At 37.6% G+C, this 16299-nt stretch carries 16 protein-coding genes and 3 pseudogenes; 3 read left to right on the top strand and 16 right to left on the bottom strand.

Going from position 1 to position 16299, the window contains the following annotated elements:
* Window positions 1-189: 189 nt before the first annotated feature.
* The 4 genes from LDK52_RS13660 to LDK52_RS13645 all read right to left on the bottom strand — a co-directional run bounded on the left by LDK52_RS13660 (window position 190) and on the right by LDK52_RS13645 (window position 2589).
* Window positions 190-558: a hypothetical protein gene (locus LDK52_RS13660; protein ID WP_277586510.1), complete on the bottom strand. Its 369-nt coding sequence runs from the start codon at window positions 556-558 to the stop codon at window positions 190-192.
* Between the two features lie 59 nt (window positions 559-617).
* Entirely contained in the window at window positions 618-1022 is a 405-nt protein-coding gene (locus tag LDK52_RS13655) for a hypothetical protein (protein ID WP_277586509.1), read from the bottom strand.
* A gap of 228 nt (window positions 1023-1250) precedes the next feature.
* Complete coding sequence (locus LDK52_RS13650) at window positions 1251-1802, bottom strand: hypothetical protein (RefSeq protein ID WP_277586508.1); 552 nt, start codon at window positions 1800-1802, stop codon at window positions 1251-1253.
* Between the two features lie 7 nt (window positions 1803-1809).
* Window positions 1810-2589, bottom strand: a complete 780-nt coding sequence (locus tag LDK52_RS13645) for a hypothetical protein (protein WP_277586507.1) — start codon at window positions 2587-2589, stop codon at window positions 1810-1812.
* A gap of 754 nt (window positions 2590-3343) precedes the next feature.
* On the opposite strand from LDK52_RS13645, the gene LDK52_RS13640 reads away from it, so the two are divergent.
* Together LDK52_RS13640 and LDK52_RS13635 are read left to right on the top strand one after the other, a co-directional pair.
* Window positions 3344-4900: a YifB family Mg chelatase-like AAA ATPase gene (locus LDK52_RS13640; protein ID WP_277586506.1), complete on the top strand. Its 1557-nt coding sequence runs from the start codon at window positions 3344-3346 to the stop codon at window positions 4898-4900.
* Window positions 4857-5468 (top strand): transposase, encoded by a 612-nt coding sequence (locus tag LDK52_RS13635; protein ID WP_277586505.1) that lies wholly within the window; start codon window positions 4857-4859, stop codon window positions 5466-5468. The genes LDK52_RS13640 and LDK52_RS13635 overlap by 44 nt, the downstream gene beginning before the upstream one ends.
* Before the next feature lie 97 nt (window positions 5469-5565).
* On the opposite strand, the gene LDK52_RS13630 is transcribed toward LDK52_RS13635, so the two are convergent.
* From LDK52_RS13630 to LDK52_RS20135, 9 genes and pseudogenes are all read right to left on the bottom strand, one after another.
* Complete coding sequence (locus tag LDK52_RS13630; RefSeq protein ID WP_277586504.1) at window positions 5566-5982, bottom strand: hypothetical protein; 417 nt, start codon at window positions 5980-5982, stop codon at window positions 5566-5568.
* 392 nt (window positions 5983-6374) lie between these two features.
* On the bottom strand, window positions 6375-9506 hold the full coding sequence (locus LDK52_RS13625; protein WP_277586503.1) for a hypothetical protein: 3132 nt from the start codon (window positions 9504-9506) through the stop codon (window positions 6375-6377).
* Window positions 9507-10056: 550 nt separating this feature from the next.
* The gene (locus tag LDK52_RS13620) at window positions 10057-10305 is read right to left on the bottom strand and encodes an ROK family protein (protein ID WP_277586511.1); all 249 of its coding nucleotides are present in this window, start codon (window positions 10303-10305) and stop codon (window positions 10057-10059) included.
* Window positions 10306-10395: 90 nt separating this feature from the next.
* Window positions 10396-10584, bottom strand: a complete 189-nt coding sequence (locus LDK52_RS13615) for a hypothetical protein (RefSeq protein WP_277586502.1) — start codon at window positions 10582-10584, stop codon at window positions 10396-10398.
* Between the two features lie 164 nt (window positions 10585-10748).
* Window positions 10749-11146: pseudogene (locus LDK52_RS20140) on the bottom strand (LutC/YkgG family protein).
* Window positions 11147-11161: 15 nt separating this feature from the next.
* Window positions 11162-11347 (bottom strand): hypothetical protein, encoded by a 186-nt coding sequence (locus tag LDK52_RS13610; protein WP_277586512.1) that lies wholly within the window; start codon window positions 11345-11347, stop codon window positions 11162-11164.
* A pseudogene (locus LDK52_RS13605) lies at window positions 11295-12085 on the bottom strand (lactate utilisation protein LutB domain-containing protein); the annotation flags it as partial. The pseudogene LDK52_RS13605 and the gene LDK52_RS13610, both read right to left, overlap by 53 nt.
* 610 nt (window positions 12086-12695) lie before the next feature.
* Window positions 12696-12922, bottom strand: a pseudogene (locus LDK52_RS13600) (class II aldolase/adducin family protein); the annotation flags it as partial.
* Window positions 12882-13286: a Gfo/Idh/MocA family protein gene (locus LDK52_RS20135; RefSeq protein ID WP_407081819.1), complete on the bottom strand. Its 405-nt coding sequence runs from the start codon at window positions 13284-13286 to the stop codon at window positions 12882-12884. The pseudogene LDK52_RS13600 and the gene LDK52_RS20135, both read right to left, overlap by 41 nt.
* Window positions 13287-13359: 73 nt before the next feature.
* On the opposite strand from LDK52_RS20135, the gene LDK52_RS13595 reads away from it, so the two are divergent.
* Window positions 13360-13656 (top strand): hypothetical protein, encoded by a 297-nt coding sequence (locus LDK52_RS13595; protein ID WP_277586501.1) that lies wholly within the window; start codon window positions 13360-13362, stop codon window positions 13654-13656.
* Between the two features lie 80 nt (window positions 13657-13736).
* On the opposite strand, the gene LDK52_RS13590 is transcribed toward LDK52_RS13595, so the two are convergent.
* The 3 genes from LDK52_RS13590 to LDK52_RS13580 all read right to left on the bottom strand — a co-directional run bounded on the left by LDK52_RS13590 (window position 13737) and on the right by LDK52_RS13580 (window position 16294).
* Window positions 13737-14585: a nuclease-related domain-containing protein gene (locus tag LDK52_RS13590; protein ID WP_277586500.1), complete on the bottom strand. Its 849-nt coding sequence runs from the start codon at window positions 14583-14585 to the stop codon at window positions 13737-13739.
* A 527-nt stretch (window positions 14586-15112) separates the two neighbouring features.
* Window positions 15113-15334, bottom strand: a complete 222-nt coding sequence (locus LDK52_RS13585; protein WP_277586499.1) for a hypothetical protein — start codon at window positions 15332-15334, stop codon at window positions 15113-15115.
* 231 nt (window positions 15335-15565) lie between these two features.
* The gene (locus LDK52_RS13580) at window positions 15566-16294 is read right to left on the bottom strand and encodes an amino acid ABC transporter ATP-binding protein (protein WP_277586498.1); all 729 of its coding nucleotides are present in this window, start codon (window positions 16292-16294) and stop codon (window positions 15566-15568) included.
* Window positions 16295-16299 lie beyond the last annotated feature (5 nt).

Genomic DNA, 16299 nt, shown 5'->3' with positions numbered 1-16299 from the left:
GGAAGGTCGTCTAGACCTTTAACTTCAAAATCCATTTCAACATTTAACGATATGTACATCTTAATCACCTCAAAATTATTATAAAGAAGTGATCATTTTTGTCCATATTTATTCAAGCAACTTTGTACATATTTAAATTAACATTTGTAAATAGTTAATATACATAAAAAAGAGTTTTATTCTAACGGATTAAACGTTAAGTTTATTTCCTGGCCAAGTAACAAATTCATTCTTGGGACAACGAAACACAACATTAACCCCATTAATATTCAAAATGATTCCTTCATTTTCCAAAGCTTTTCCCACGATTGGAGCTAATTCTATAGCATAAGCATTTTTCCAGCTCCTAGTTTTGCGTTCTTGTAAAAATTCTTTCCTTGTCTTAAATCCCACCTGTAGCGCTAACTCGTCTAATTCTTCATTGTTAGTATGACAAAGCCCACTTATGTAAGACTTGCTTGGTTCTGCGCATCGTTTGTCACCATAATATTCATAAAATCCCGAAACTCCGTCTTCTATATCAGGAAAACCAATGTATCTTACTTGCACCTCTTTCATGCACTAAACATCCTTTCCTTTAATTGAAAATATGTTTGTCTTTGTATACTAATTCACAACTAGACATATCTATTTACTTCAAACCATATTTCTTTAGATACGGGAAAGCTAAACTTTAGTGCAGTTACATTAAAGGGTTTGGCAAAAGAAGGGTCGGCTTTTTGCAAGATACTCTGAATTTTATTATAGGGTATGGCTTTAATATATTCATAGAATTCATTTAATGACATATAATATTCAGCATCTATTTCACCTAGATCATCTTTCATCTTTACCTCTCCATCTGCTATTCCCCTTGCCACTATCCCAGAACCATTGCTATACAATAATACTTTATCTCCCTTTTGAATGTATTCAATTTCCCCTTTAGTAGAACGGTAAGCAGCACACTTTTGTTCTTCAATCATTTCCTGCTCATAGCGTTGGTCAGCTTGTTTATTCGTGTTGATTATATATAAATTCATTTAGATCACCTCATAGCATTATTGTAGAATCCAAAATCCCAATTATTTACCTCTTGACTCAATTCAATATTAAAAAGTAAAAATAATCGTATATATGTCTACCAAGTTCTAAACATATATAAGCATTCAAAAATTTTAAGTTTCTTCTATTATAATAAATTTACATTCATATACCTTTTAAACCAGACAATCACTACGTTTGGTATTGGTGTTAACAGAAATACTTAATTATAACTTGCACATATCCTCCACAATTTCTAAGACGTCGTTATTTGATTGAATAGTTGTAAGAGGCTTGATAGAAAATGTGAACTTATCTTTGGAATCTATGAAAGGAGTATATGTATATAAATTTTTATTAAATAGATCTATCTTCAAATCACCTTCAAAAATAGCATACTTCATAAACCAAGGCTTAAATATACTTCGAATGTTATCAGTAGGATGCTCAAATGCTAATCTTCCTGCTGCTATGGAAGGAATGAGTTGCTCATGCAAAGGGTGTGTGAACTGGATATTAATGATAAGTAAATGATCTACTTTATTGCTTTCAAGTTGTAATTTAAATCCATAAGGTCTTGCAATGTATTGAGGGATAAGTGTCGTGTAACTATCAGGTGTTTGTAAAATACTTTTACTAGTTTCGGTAGCTAGTCCGTTACCGATAATTGGAATATAACCTTTATCTGACAGTAAAGCATCAGTATCTTTTAAAAGTTTGATTGAATTGTCTACAACTTTACGTACATTTTGAAATGATTGAATTAAAATATTATCCATTGATTAATCACCCCTTATTTTGATTATAATTCCATTCTGTCTCGTTAAGTACCTTTTGTGGCCATTTGATTGTTGACCCAGATGAGTAAAAACCGTAGTAAGGTAAGACATTCGACATTCTTCCCCATCCACTAAAACGAGTAAGATTTTTCCGTTCACATAAGTCTCGTAGTTCGGAAAGAATAATTCGATCTTGTTCTGTCTTAGATTTCATGCAAGCAGCTTCATAAAAGCTTGCCCATGACATCCAGTAGAGGTTACTTACTGGAGCTTGTGAATACTTAAGACCAGACTCAATATCCTCTTCCGGATAGACAGTATGATTAGTCAAATAGATTAATTGTATTGAGATGATGTCTCTACAGTCAATTCCAAGTTTCTTTGGTGTATCCGAATCATTTAAATCTTCAAGTTCTCTTGAAAGTTGGTCACGTTGCCAACTTTCTCTCTGCTCAACATCTACAGTTTCATCTTCTTCACTTGATTTAGGTGACATGTACTTTGCCTCAATCCCAACGATATGAATCCCATCATTTTCATCAGTTAATATCAATACTACATCAGGTTCACATTGTTTAAGAGATGGCCAGAATACATAGCGAACCTTTTTGATGGTAACTGGAAAAGAAAGCAAATTTCTATCAATATCTAAACTAGAACACAAGGCTTGCATAACGTACTCTACATTGGACAAATACCGAAATCCTCCGAGTATTGAACTTGTTATCACATCCTCACTATTCCACACTGAAGAAGGGAGCTTTCCATGAATAATTGCATTAAGCACACTAATACCTCCTTAGGGACAGTAATACATTTACAATATCTATTTCTATATTGCCATAAGTATTCTGACTAATAAACAATAATTCGGAAAAAAAGTACATTTGTCTTTTATCCGAAAAAAATATACATGTCCAACTGTATTATAAATGTAGACATATACGGTTTTTTACAATTATGTTAAAAATGTTTTTTTAGAATGGAGCTTCAGTATATAAACGTAGCTAAGAATGAACTTAATCATCCAAAGTAAATAAACTAATTTAAATAGAAGAAAATAAGAGAGGATTGATTAAATAATCCTCTCTTGTAGTCAGTTATGCAATACCTGCATAAGTTTCTCCTCATACCCATATTTTTGAAAGAATTCCGCAAGCGCAATCTCCATGATTGCTCGCTGGGTGATATTGAACTCGTCACTGAAATCTTTTAATAAGACAAGGACAGACCAGGGAAGTCCTAGTGTTTTGGTGACTTAATCTAGGGTACCAGGTTCTCATACAATTCAGATACTATTCGGACGATTTTGTAATGCCTTGTAAGCTCCTCGTTTTTTTGATAGAGGAGCCTTTCTTTGTAATAGATGTAATCTTTCACTATCTTCGTGATTATCTAAAATTTAATTTTGGGACCACTTTTTGCTTCAAAAATGAAATTTTGATGCGAAATTCTTCCTTTTGACTGCCCAAATTGCCATTGTTGCGTTTTTAGGACAATTTACTTATTTGCTCCTTTCTATTAGGATAGTGGCAAAGGATGTGACTTTTAAATTGGAACAAGTGACGAGTGTTGGATTAGAAGGGATGCGCGGGCACAGAGTTGTGGTGGAAGCAAATGTACGGGATGAAAAAGAAGCATGCATTATTATTGGATTGCCAGATGCACCGATGAAAGAGTCGAAAGAACGTATATTAAGTTGTTTACATACACTTGGCGTCGATGTATCCATGAAAAAAATAACGATTCATCTATCGCCGGCTGACAAACGAAAGACAGGTACTGGTCATGATTGTGCGATGCTTATTGCTGTGTTGCAAAAAATGGTGGTGGAGCCTTTGCCAACTGGCAGGAATACTTGTTTTCTCGCTGCCCTTTCCTTATCTGGTAACCTCGTCCCATTCCATGGATTAATACCTGCTATCCAACAAGCTGTATTATTAGGGTTTGAACGGATTATTTTACCTCCAATTGATATTAGATTTCTTGGAAAGATGAAAGCAGTAGAATTTGTTCCAATTCATACTATTTCAGATTTATTAACTTATTTACGTGGACAACAAGTACTAAACCTTTCGCAAGAAGATCTCCTATTACCAAATGAGTCTTCTCATGCAGATGACTCTGATATGTATACAGATTTTGCGAATGTTCGTGGACATGCTGAAGCGAAACGTGTATTAGAAATAGCAGCAGCTGGTGGCCATCATGTTTTACTTAACGGTCCTCCAGGATGTGGGAAAACGATGCTTGCGGATGCTTTTCATACTATTTTACCGGATTTATCGAATGATGATATGTTGGAGGTTTTTGGAATCTATCATCTTGCCAAGGAGAATAGAGGTTTTTCCAAGAGACCACCTTACCGGCATCCTCATCATTCTGCATCTGCAGTTTCTCTTATTGGGGGCGGAACATTCCCAAAACCCGGAGAGATTTCACTTGCTCATAAGGGTGTACTGTTTTTAGATGAATTAGGAGAGTTTTCCCGAAAAGCACTTGATATGCTTCGACAACCGATGGAAACAGGAGAAGTGACCATCAATCGAGTAAGGCAATCTGTGACGTATCCATCCTCTTTTTCACTCATTGCTGCAACCAATCCATGTCCTTGTGGGTACTTCGGATCGAATGAGCGCTACTGTACATGTACGCCAACACAAGTAAAATCCTATCAATTAAAAGCATCTGGACCACTTTTAGACCGTATCGATTTCATCTTGACTTTGCATAGTGTTGGGTTAGCAAAAACAGATGTCGGAGAATCTTCTGAAATTATTCGAAAACGTGTACAAAATGCAAGACGCATACAAAAAGAACGATATTCTAGCAGTGAATTAAACGGTAATATCCCATTCGCACTTCTAATGCAAACCGCATTGTTAACCGATGCAGAACATACAATGCTTCAAGCAATCTGTTTCCAGGAAAAATGGAGCAATCGGACACAAGCAAAACTCATTCGAATTGCTCGCACAATCTCAGATTTAGCAGGTGAAACAAACATTAGCAAAGCTTCTTTAGAAGAGGCGATAAAGTGGAAGCGTATAGCTAATGGGATACAAAACATTCCTAACGAGAGACTTAACAATGGTTAGAAGAAAAAGAAACTGGCATCCAAACGGCTTCTATCACATTATCGTACGTGGCAACAATCGCCAAAATATCTTCAGAGGAGACCAAGACGTCAACGAGTACTATCGCATTCTAAATTACGTATTTGATAAGTATCCCTTTGACATATTTGCTTATTGTATCATGACAAACCACCTTCATTTTCTTTTAAAGTCTCCGAATGTACCCATTGGTAAACTGATGATGCCTATTAATAGAAGATACAGTGACTACTATCGTAAAAAACACAATTACACAGGTCAAATATACGAAAACCGGTACTATTCCAAAGAAATTTTAGACCCTACTGGATTACTACATGTTAGTTCCTATATACATCGCAATCCAATCGAAACAAAAAATCCGATGGTCCAATCATTAGAACACTATCCTTATTCTTCGTATCCTTATTATTTTCATAATAGGAAAAGTCCGCATCCATTTTTAAATCTGGATCTTCTCCCATCCCTTCTTCCAACAAGTAGAGAAAAATCACCAACCGAATATTCGAGGTACTGTATCGAATATAATCCGCAACCTAATGAACAATAATAATCTCTCTACTTTCCCAAAGAAGGTAGAGAGATTATTTATTTCCACTTACTAACTATATTTACCCTATAGAGAAAATCCCCTCGATTAAATAGATTTACAAATAGTATTTAGTTATATGTTGCCATACCCTTAAACCAATAAAATATGGCAAATGAATCATTGTCTGGTTATATTTAATAGTATACTTGTCATCCGTAATAGACTTGGCTAGCTCTGTTACTTTTACTGATGGCAATGGAATTTCCAAAGTTTCAAAACGCTCTAGATGCATATAATGCTCTTCGTCAACATGATTATCTATATCGCTCAATTCTACTATCCCTGTTGCAATTCCTCTTGCTATTATTCCATTACCATTGCTATATAAATAAACAATGTCTCCCGCTTCAATCTCATCAATCAAATACTTCCACGGAGAATAATAAGCGGATACTTTTTTGTCATTTATCATCTCAGTCTCATTTTTGGTATTATGTGTTTTATTCGTATTTACCATATACACTTTTGACACTATTAATCATCCTTTTCATTGTTAATACGCTACTTTAGACTTTACGCAACTACTAGTAAAAAAGTTTCATTATGTATATTAAATCATGATCTGACCTATGAAAAAAAAACAAAAAGAAAAAGCCCCCCAATCGATTTCTCGATCAAGAGACTTCCCCCCCCCCTCACAACCAAGCTTTCTTAAACCAAATTGTCAGAATTGTATTAGAACCTGGTACCCAAGATTACTTCATTTAGATTCTGAAATCTGTTAAAAGAAATCGTTAGTATTATAATTAAACTTTTATAGGAGAAGCAGGAATCTATACAAAAAGAAAAGCCCTTAATCGATTTCTCGATCAAAAGGACATTTCTTTTCATTTAAAAATTATATTTTACTTTTCTCAAAAGAGATTATTTACCAGTTAATACTACTTCTGATAGAGCATCAAATGTAGCTTTAGCTGTATTAGCTGTTCCAACTGCAGTATCTAGTGTAGATGTAGCCCCACCAATTGTTGTCGGAGATGAAGCGTCTGCATCAACTACAGCTGCTGCTTTAGCTGTATCAATTGCTGTTTTTAAAGTTGATAATGCAGTGTTGTATGTTGTAAATCCACTAGCATTATTTGTATTAATTGCATCAATTTCTGATGCTGCAAATGTAGCTAATCTAGATTTTTGAGTATTATATACTGTTTCTGCATCTACTACTTTAGCTGCTAATGCTGTTTTTGCGTCTACTAATGCTTTTTCAGCTGCTACTAATAATGATAGATTAGTAATTTTAGCTTGATCCGCTGCACTTAAAGCATTGTAAGCTGCTCTAGCATCTTTAACTTCTTTGTTAGTATCAGCAGTTGTAATTGCAGTTACTAATGATGATACTGCTACACTTGCATCAGCTTTGTTAATTACTGCTTGTAATTCAGCAAGAGTATCTACATCAGCTGCTGTTAATGCATCAATTGCAGCTTCATATGCTGCTAAGTTAGCTGCTACTGATCCTTTATGAGTTAAGTCAGTTACAGCATTTAATGTTGCTGCTGAGATACCAGCTCCTGCTGCTGCTACTTTAACTGCTGCAATTTTAGCTTGTTCAGAAGCTACTGTTACTCCTGTTAATGATTTTACAACGCCGTTTTCTACTACGATATTAGAAACTACATCACCGTTCGCTAGTGCTGCATCAATTGCTGCATCACCAAAAGCAATTACTGTTCCATTAGCATTTTTCAATACTGTAGCCGCGTTATAAGTATAACCATTTCCACCTGCAACAAATGTATTAGAAGCAGCAGTGAAATTAGAAACTGTACCTGAACCTGCAACTGCACCAGTTCCACCGAAGTTTAATGAAACATCAGTAGATTCAGCTACGTTGTAAGCAAGTTCATCTTGGTTAACTATTCCAGTAGCAGCCGTAACTGTTAATGAAGCAGAGTTATTTTTGAATTTGTCATTATTTGTAGCAAAACCAGTAACTTTTAATGTATTAGTACCCGTTTCTTCAACATTTACAACAACAGATTGACCAATTCCATCTGCAACTGTAATTGTTCCAGTTATGTTCTTCTTGAATGCGTGACCATATGATGATCTTTCAAACGTGAAGTTTAAAGTATCACCAATAGATAATCCTGGATCACCGATATCAGTTAAAGATAATACTTCTGAAGCAAATTCACCTTCGTTGATTAATACTGTAGCAGCAAGTCCTTCGAAAGCACCAGTTAATCCACCATCTTTACCAGGTGCATATTGGATTGCTTTGAATTCGTTTCCTACATTTTGAGTTAAGTTAACTCCACGAAGAGTCCAGTTACCGCTTGCATCAGCTACTGAAGTACCCATTAATGTAGTACCACGGTATACTTTAACTGTGTGTCCAGCTTGTGCTGTACCACTTAAGTCATAGTTGTAACCATCAAAAGTAACTTTTTCTTTAGCTGGGTTTGTGAATTCTACATCAGCTGCAAGAGTTACATCATTAGTAATATTCCAAGTTGATGAGTTTTCAACTTTTGATTTGTAGTCTACAGCAAGTGTATCGCCATTTGACAAAGCAGTTTCAAACGCTGCTTGTGATACTACTTGACCACGAATGAAGAATTGATCGTTTGCATCCCATTTATATTTTAAAGAGTTAGCATATACATAATCATTTTCTGCAGAAACGTAGAATGTTTTAACAGCTAATGATGATACATTTCCATCAGCAGCTAATTTAAAGAAATGAGTTTTAGCTGTTTTCTTAGAAGTTTCAGCACTATCAGTTTTTTCGATAGTTGCTACTACATCAACTACAGATGCGCTACCAGTTGGTACGCCAACAGTGAATACTAGGTTACCATTTGAGTCAGTTACACCAGACCAAGCTGTACCAGAAGTTAAAGTACCGTTAACTGTAGTAATTTGAGCTGCAGTTAGTGAAATTTTTACACCACCAACATATGGAGTACCATCAGTGTTAGTTAGTTTAGATGTGAAAGTACGTGTATCAGTAGTTTCAAGGTAAGCTACGTCAGTTTGGTTAACTGCAATACCTGAAGTATCTGCTACTGCTGGTGTTTTGAATGAAACTGTCTTACCTTGCCAAGTAACAGTATACTCAGTGTTAGCTTTTTGAGTAGAAGTTCTTAATAATACAGATTTTTTATCAGCTGAAAGTACTGCTGATTGAATAGTTAATCCGTTAATTTTAAATTGACCAGCTTCTAAAGTAGTAATTTTTTCATCTGAAGTATAAGCTTTAGAGAATTTAACTGTAACTTGGTTTGCACCATCACCAATAGCAGAAACTGCTTGTAGTGGAAGTGAAACAGCTGCATCGTCATAGCTCTTTTGTAATTGAGTTTTGAATGTGAATTTAGCATCTTTAAGAGTTAAATTGTAATCTGCTTTAGCTAATTCAGCTGCTGCTTCTTCTAATTTACCTGCTTTGATCAAAGCAGAAGCTTTGTCAATGTGCATTTTAACAGTTACATCATACTTAACTGAGTCAAGTGCTGCTTCCATTGCCGGTTTAACTGCGTTACGGATACCGTCACGAGTAGATTGTCCGTATACACGGTCCAACAATTTAGCTTGTTTTTTATATTCGAATGAAGCTGCATGGTAAGCAGTTTCAACTTTAGCAAGATCACCAGTTGCGATTGCTGCATTAAGGTTGCTTGTTAAAGCTTTGATTTTTTCACTTGAAGTGATTGCATCAATATAAGCTGTAGCGCGTACGATTTGAATTTTAGCATCTACTAATTTAGCTTGTAGGCTTAATTTTTCATTAGCACCTAATTTTGCTGCTGCTGTCTCTGCTGCTGCAACTGCTTTTTTAGCTGCATTAAACTCGTTGAATGGACGAGTTTTGAAATCTGCTGAACCTTCATAAGAGATAGCCCATTTTAGTACTGTACCTGCATTTTGTGCGTTTGTTGCTAATTGTGTTGCGTTAGTTGCTGCATCAGCTTGTTGAACTGGTGCTACTGCAACGAAAGCTGAAGCTGCTACTGCAGTTGAAGCTGCAATTTTGATAGCTGTTTTCTTCATAAACTTGTGATCTCCCTTCGCTTGTGTGGTGCAATTTTTTTGTAGTGTGTAATGCCGGTCGCTGATCGCGTCCAATATCGTCACCCTAACTAATATATGAGTATACAAAACTCATATGCTAAAATCAACTAATATCGTAAAAGATTACCAGTTTTTTTCGAGTTTGACATTTTGAAAGCACCAAGGACACCATTACATATTCCATATTACAGCAATGTATCCAATAACGCTAGTATTATTAGTGAATAATTTTTACTATTTTTAAAATTGATAGATTTTGTTTTTCATTTCATCCGTTGAATGAGTGAATCTTTAGAATAAATCTTTCTAAAAAACTTTTTAATATTTTTGTATTTAATGCGTGCTTTTTTTTTATATTATGTTATGATGTACAGTATAGAAGGTTACTTATAAATGTGTAACGCCGTAAACTTGTTTGTACATTCATTAATGTGCAGCCTTCTACTTCCTTCGTTTTATCGCTCAAGAAAAGAAGCATCTGAACTTCGGATGCTTCTTTTCTTATTTTATCGGGACTTTGATCTGTTGATCATAGTCGCTTTTTTATTTGTCCTGCGAATATTAGCCCTCCTATTAAACCAGCATTATCTCCTAAAGCTGGTGCTATGATTGTATTCTCTAAGTTTGCAAGTTCTGGATAATAGGTGTAATCGTTAAGTTTCTCGATGATATTTTGTTTTACTTTCAGAAGAAGTTGGGTTTGGTTCAACACTCCACCCCCTATAATGATGCGATCAGGGGCATATGCAAGCATCATTTGATATACTCCTTGCCCTATTCAGTTTGCAATTGTCTCCCATGCAGGATGTATCTGTTGGGAGACTTTTTGCGTTAGGGCCCAAGCGTTTTTCAATAGCAGGTCCCGATGCTAACCCTCAAAGCAGTTGGTGTGAAATGGACAGTCACTATCTTTTATGTCTGAAGTGTCTCTTATTATAGTTATATGTCCCATTTCAGGGTGTTGCGGTGTATTTAGAAATTGCTTGTTAATATTACCTTGTTCATCTCCTATTGCGCAGTTCAACTTCGTACCGCCCACTTCTATGGAACCTAGCATTGAAATACCTCCTTTTTAGTTAGTAGGAAAGTCCCGTCCATTGATATTATAGGCCTATAGTAGATTTAGCTAAACCTTTTTGACGCATTAAAGTCTTGTTACAGAAGTTAATTTCTGCAATCAAACTGTTAAGAAACTTTCTATTTAGATATCATCATCTATTATTACGTAAATTGTACGCAATGCCCGTGGACTCCTACTACTAAATAACTTTCTATATCAGCAGAGTTACTAGGTCCGGTAATAAAGTTAATACAGGTCGGTATAGGTTTTCCTTGTTTTATGCGTTCGCTTAGTGTTGTCATGCTCTTCTGTAATCTTGGAATAATCGATTTTGCAGGGATGAGTACGACATGGATTTCTGGTAATAGACTGACCGACCTTCCTTTGTTATGTCGGTCAGTAAAACTACTGCGCCGGACTCCGCAAGCGCATGATCACAGGTGGTGAGTCCGATGGTCGCTCGTTCTGCATGTTGAATATTTTGTGAGCCTAATGCAGGATTCCATGTGGTCGTATTAGCATGGAGCCATTCATCTAATTTTACGTTTCCTCTTTCTATAGAAGAAAGTACTTTTTATGGCAGTATTTCTTTTATTGGTTCACTTAAGGTTTTGATAATATTTGTTTGAGTTGTTTCTACTATATCTGCTCGGATCAGTTTGGAAGATTCGATGAATACTTGTGTTAATAAGTTTTTATTGAGTGCACTATAAACACTCGAAATAGGCAGTTCTATTTTGTTTCTTTGTAGTGTAACCACCCTTCGTTCCCTTCCGCTCTTTCATCCAGTCTTGGAAACGACTTTGTTTTGGGGTTGGAAAATCCCGGCTATTTGTTCATTCATTTAAAAGACCTGGACCATTTGATATAGATTGTTTGTTTTTCAGTAGCATTTTGATACTAACTACTGCCATTTTGGAGCCCCCTGTATATACAAAGTTTGTAGATGCCCCGAAACCAAATGCTTTCATCATGAGGCGCTCGCTAATAGGCGCTTTCCCTTCTGTTTCTACTATTTTTTGGCGATGCTTTAGTAGAAGGCTATGCAATGGGATTTTCACTGGACAAACATCTGTACAGGCACCGCACAGCGTGGATGCGTACGGTAGTTCTTTGTGATCCTCATAACCGTCGAGCACTAACAGGACCTGGATAGGTAGATCCATATGCATGCCCACCAATGTGCCGTTATTCTGGGTACACGTTTAAGCATGCTCCGCAGCGAATGCATTGGAGAATTTCTTGAAAGTCAGTACCGAGAATTTTGGAGCGACCATTGTCTACAATTACGACATGTAACTCTCCCGACCCATCCACTTCCTCTTGTTTTTTAGGACAAGCGAGAAAGGTTACATAGCTTGTGATTCGTTTACCTACAGAAGCTCTTGTTAGTAGAGATATTGACGTCTAAGTCTTCAAAGGTTGGTACAAGTCAGATGGATCCGCTTTCTGCTACTCCAAAGTTACAGCCTGTTATTCCTAGGTCAACTTCAAGGTAGGATATATTCACCCGGAGTAATAGAGACTTGCTGATTTATTTGAATGCAGTATTGCTTAATCGCTTGTAGCATGGATATTGGGTTAAAGAAGAGGTCATCATCTGGATCGATGAATTTGTCTAATGATTTCGCTTGTTGCAGTGCGAGTATTTCTTGTTCATAAGTGAAGTGGAGTCCTTGTTGCTGCCATTCTTCTCAGCATTTTTGGAGAATCCAAAATCCCATGGCGTTTTTTGGGAATCGGTATTGCCCTTCACTTGTTCCCTCGTTTGTAAAGCGTTGTTGAAATGCTTCTATATGTAGTAATTGGAGATTTTATTTCCTTGCCGATCAGACCCCATGTTCCAATACTGATGAATATGGCGTTAGGGCGTTGAATTGGGAGTGCAGATAATGCGCAAGCTGTGTCATGGCCTGGAACGAGTGCCATTTGGATAGTTGGGTGATCCTTTAGCGTTCCACGATTTGATGTGGCATTTCGATTGTTGCAAATGGGAGTGTTTGATTGAAAAGAGTAAGTTGAATATCTTTGACCCATTGCTTGTTTTTGTTAACTAGCTATGATGTAGAAGCGATAGTGAATTCGTTCAGTTTGACGCCTGATAATGCGTGCATGAGTACTTCATATGGTGGGCGAAGATTCCCTTCAATTTCTCCTGTTGTAATGTCCACCTTCATCCATTGATAAGGTTCTATTCCTTTTATATCAAAGCCGCTTGGAGAGATGTACATGTCATTTCCATCTCGCATACTGAGGTTTCCACCAGCTCCTCAACTAGACTTTGATCTACTAATTTATGTGCATATTTGTTTAGTTCTTCGATAACATTGGGCATTCAGTCGCTTCCTTTCTATTAATATGCTTGAACATTGCGTTCGATGGTCTCTGTTTGTTGGAGCATTTGTGCAATCAATCGTTTGGGTCATTGGGCCGTAAAAACTTGCATCGAACTGCGCAAGGATTCCGGATGGATAGCTAAGTTGGACCGCTATATGAGTATCGATTTCTTTTGTTGATTTACCCCGGGGAGCTTGAATGTTTATTGGACTTTCTTCTATTAAATAGTTCAGTACATTTACCGGATAACAGCCGATGTCATTTAGTACCCCACCTCCAAGATTCGAATCGAGGCGAATGTCATCGTCCCAGTTTTCTAAAGTGAGGTGGAATCGGGCCCGCATTGTAAGGATTTCCCCTATTGCATCTTCTTTTTCATTTGCGGATGGAACGATACATGAAGGCTTGGCTTCAGGTGGAACTTGGGGGGGTTGGGTGGAACTGAGGGGATCTCGGGTGGAACTGGGGCGGGTTTGGGTGGAACTGGTGAACTTGGGTGGAGCTCGGGCGGGTGTGGGTGGAACTGGAGTTGCTTTGGGTGGAGCTCGGGCGGGTTTGGGTGGAGCTGGAGTTGCTTTGGGTGGAGCTCGGGCGGGTGTGGGTGGAACTGGAGAACTTGGGTGGAGCTCGGGCGGGTTTGGGTGGAACTGGAGAACTTGGGTGGAGCTCGTGAACTTGGGTGGAGCTCGGGCGGGTTTGGGTGGAACTGGTGAACTTGGGTGGAGCTGGTGAACTTGGGTGGAGCTCGGAGAGGCTTGGGTGGAACTCGTTTTTTGGAAATTTTAAAACACCAACTTGGGAAAGTTGGTGTTTTATGTCTTACTTTTTTGATAGGTGGTGTTGTTTCCTTTTTTAGTTTTGATTAGTTTCATTTTCTGGAATGTATAGTTCAGAGTGTATCGGGATTTTAGTTGTAGTAAGTTCATACATTCTTTCATGGTAACTTCATGTTTCATTAGAATAAATAGATCTTCTATATTTCGAGGAATTGGGTCCTTATCAATTTGTCCACAAGCATTGCACTTCCACTGACGTTCGCTGACTTTAATTAATCGATTTCCGCAATTTATGCATAGCACTCCTTTCTTTAATGCTCTTGCAGGGATTTCATATTTTTGGCAGAGAGGTGTTTCTATAAAATGTATGTTTTTTTGCGTTATTATTTCTTTTACTTTTAGAAAATGGTCTTTGGTGAGGTGAGGTGGAATTTTGTTTAACTTTTGGATATAGAGTGGTAGATTTTTTGCGAAAAGAATAGTTTGATCTTTCGGGGCTTTTTCTATTATTGCTTTATCGGATGCAAAAACAAGTACAGTGTATATTGGTACTTTCGATTGGGTTTGATTTAACCAGCCTTGAAGACCATCTCGATTTCTTTGTAGTTGAATGATTGGACATTTGAAGGCGGTAATTTCATCATCTAAAGTTCTTATTAATTGATTGGGGGAGGTTTTAAAATTGATAGTGCCAATGATATTTTTGACTTCTACTATAAGAATGTAGCTGGACGTGATGAGTAGCGTATCAATTTGGATGTAGCGGTTCTCATGAATTTTCATGTGAAAATCCGGGATGATATGAACTTCTGAAGGGAACTGTACTTCTTTGATAGAACGGTCAACACGCAATTCGCCGTAGTGGCCAGCTTCTATGTAGCCCATTTTTTCGACAATTTTCTGATATTGCTTGTGGTGTTCTGGTAGACGATGTTTTAGGCGGATGTAGTTGAAGTAGTTTGAGGGAATATTCCTGTGAATTTTTATGTTGGATTCTCCTTTTGATGTGTATTTGTAGATAGAATAACAGGTTTTAGGTGGTGGCGCAATAGGTTTTGGCTTATTTGTGGGGTACTCGAAGTTTGGGTGGAACTCGGGTGGCTTTGGGTGGAGCTCAAGCTACCTTGGGTGGAACTCGGGTGGTTTTGGGTGGAACTCGCGGATCTTGGGTGGAGCTCGGGCGGCTTTGGGTAGAGCTCGCGGATCTTGGGTGGAACTCGGGTGGAACTCGGGTGGAACTCGCGGATCTTGAGTGGAGCTCGAGCAGCCTTGGGTTGTGCTCGAGCGAGCTTGAGTTACTTTGATAGAAGAAAGTACTTTTTCTGGCGGTGCATCTTTTATTAGCCCAAGTTGCCATCTTCTCCCCTTTTTTTTTTAAAAAGAACACCCAATCGGATGTCCTTCTGCCGTTCCTAGACTCCTATTTCTCCTGTTAAAATGAAATCATGTATTTTCTTGCTTTCCGAATCATAAGTTTCTTCAAAAAGTTGTTCTAGTTCTTCCTCTGTAATAACACCTTTATCAATTAATAACTGTATCAAATTGTTCATGCGTATATGACCTGTAGTGACTTTAGCACCTATATTAACGACAACTTCACTTATGTCTAAGTTTTCCTTTTCGATTTTTTCCATCTCCCCTATCATCCATAATTCTACAAAAAAGGAAGTAAATCCTTCTTTATATTAAAATATATACCTTCTAATGATGTCGTATTTTAATTGCTTAGTAATATTAGAGTTCACTAGTTTGTCTCGGTGCACTTTGTTTAATTTGGTGTTATATCCAATCAATTGTTTGATGTTTCCGAGTTCAGGGAGTACTTAATGAGAGCTTTTATTCAAAACAAAAACCACTAGATCGCTCTAGTGGTTTAGGACTTTGGATAGGAAGTCTTGAGCACGCTGGGTGTCTGGATTGGTGAAGAATTTGGATGGTGCGGCGCGCTCGACTATTTTACCTTCTGCCATGAAGACGATTTCGTCGCAGATTTCTTTGGCGAAGCCCATTTCGTGTGTTACGACAACCATGGTCATGCCATCTTTTGCTAGTTTACGTATGGCATCGAGCACTTCGGTTACCATTTCTGGGTCAAGTGCGGATGTTGGTTCGTCAAATAGCATGACATTTGGGTCCATGGCTAGTGCTCGTGCGATGGCTACACGTTGTTGCTGGCCTCCTGAAAGTCTGTTTGGGAAGGCATCGAATTTGTCTGCTAGGCCTAGAGAGGATAGTAGTTCTTTCCCTCTTTTTTCAGCAGCTTCTTTGCTTAGTCCTTTCACTTTCATCGGCGCCATGGTGACATTTTCTAGTGCTGTTAGAAACGGGAACAGATTGAAGCTTTGAAATACGAATCCTATGTTAGTACGAGCTACATTAATGTCCGTTTTTTTGTTGTGAATGGAGATGCCGTCTACTGTTACTTCCCCGTTATCTATTGGTTCTAATGCGTTGATGGCACGGATTAATGTGGATTTACCTGCTCCACTTGGGCCGATCAAGGCGATAACGTTCGATTTTGGTACTTCGAGCGAAACGTCGGTTAGAACTTGGTGGTCGCCAAAGCTTTTATTAACATTTTTGATCGTAATCATTTGGG

Origin of the sequence: Psychrobacillus antarcticus (genome assembly GCF_029533155.1) — a bacterium.
Lineage (GTDB): Bacteria > Bacillota > Bacilli > Bacillales_A > Planococcaceae > Psychrobacillus > Psychrobacillus antarcticus.
This window is presented reverse-complemented; position numbering and strand designations above follow the sequence as displayed.

Bases quoted from the DNA above. Each gene is read 5' to 3' on its own strand.
- LDK52_RS13590 (WP_277586500.1), bottom strand. From the start codon at position 14,585: ATGGGCTACATAGAAGCTGGCCACTACGGCGAATTGCGTGTTGACCGT.
- LDK52_RS13580 (WP_277586498.1), bottom strand. From the start codon at position 16,294: ATGATTACGATCAAAAATGTTAATAAAAGCTTTGGCGACCACCAAGTT.
- LDK52_RS13585 (WP_277586499.1), bottom strand. From the start codon at position 15,334: ATGGAAAAAATCGAAAAGGAAAACTTAGACATAAGTGAAGTTGTCGTT.
- LDK52_RS13660 (WP_277586510.1), bottom strand. From the start codon at position 558: ATGAAAGAGGTGCAAGTAAGATACATTGGTTTTCCTGATATAGAAGAC.
- LDK52_RS13635 (WP_277586505.1), top strand. From the start codon at position 4,857: ATGGGATACAAAACATTCCTAACGAGAGACTTAACAATGGTTAGAAGA.
- LDK52_RS13655 (WP_277586509.1), bottom strand. From the start codon at position 1,022: ATGAATTTATATATAATCAACACGAATAAACAAGCTGACCAACGCTAT.
- LDK52_RS13615 (WP_277586502.1), bottom strand. From the start codon at position 10,584: ATGCTAGGTTCCATAGAAGTGGGCGGTACGAAGTTGAACTGCGCAATA.
- LDK52_RS13625 (WP_277586503.1), bottom strand. From the start codon at position 9,506: ATGAAGAAAACAGCTATCAAAATTGCAGCTTCAACTGCAGTAGCAGCT.
- LDK52_RS13650 (WP_277586508.1), bottom strand. From the start codon at position 1,802: ATGGATAATATTTTAATTCAATCATTTCAAAATGTACGTAAAGTTGTA.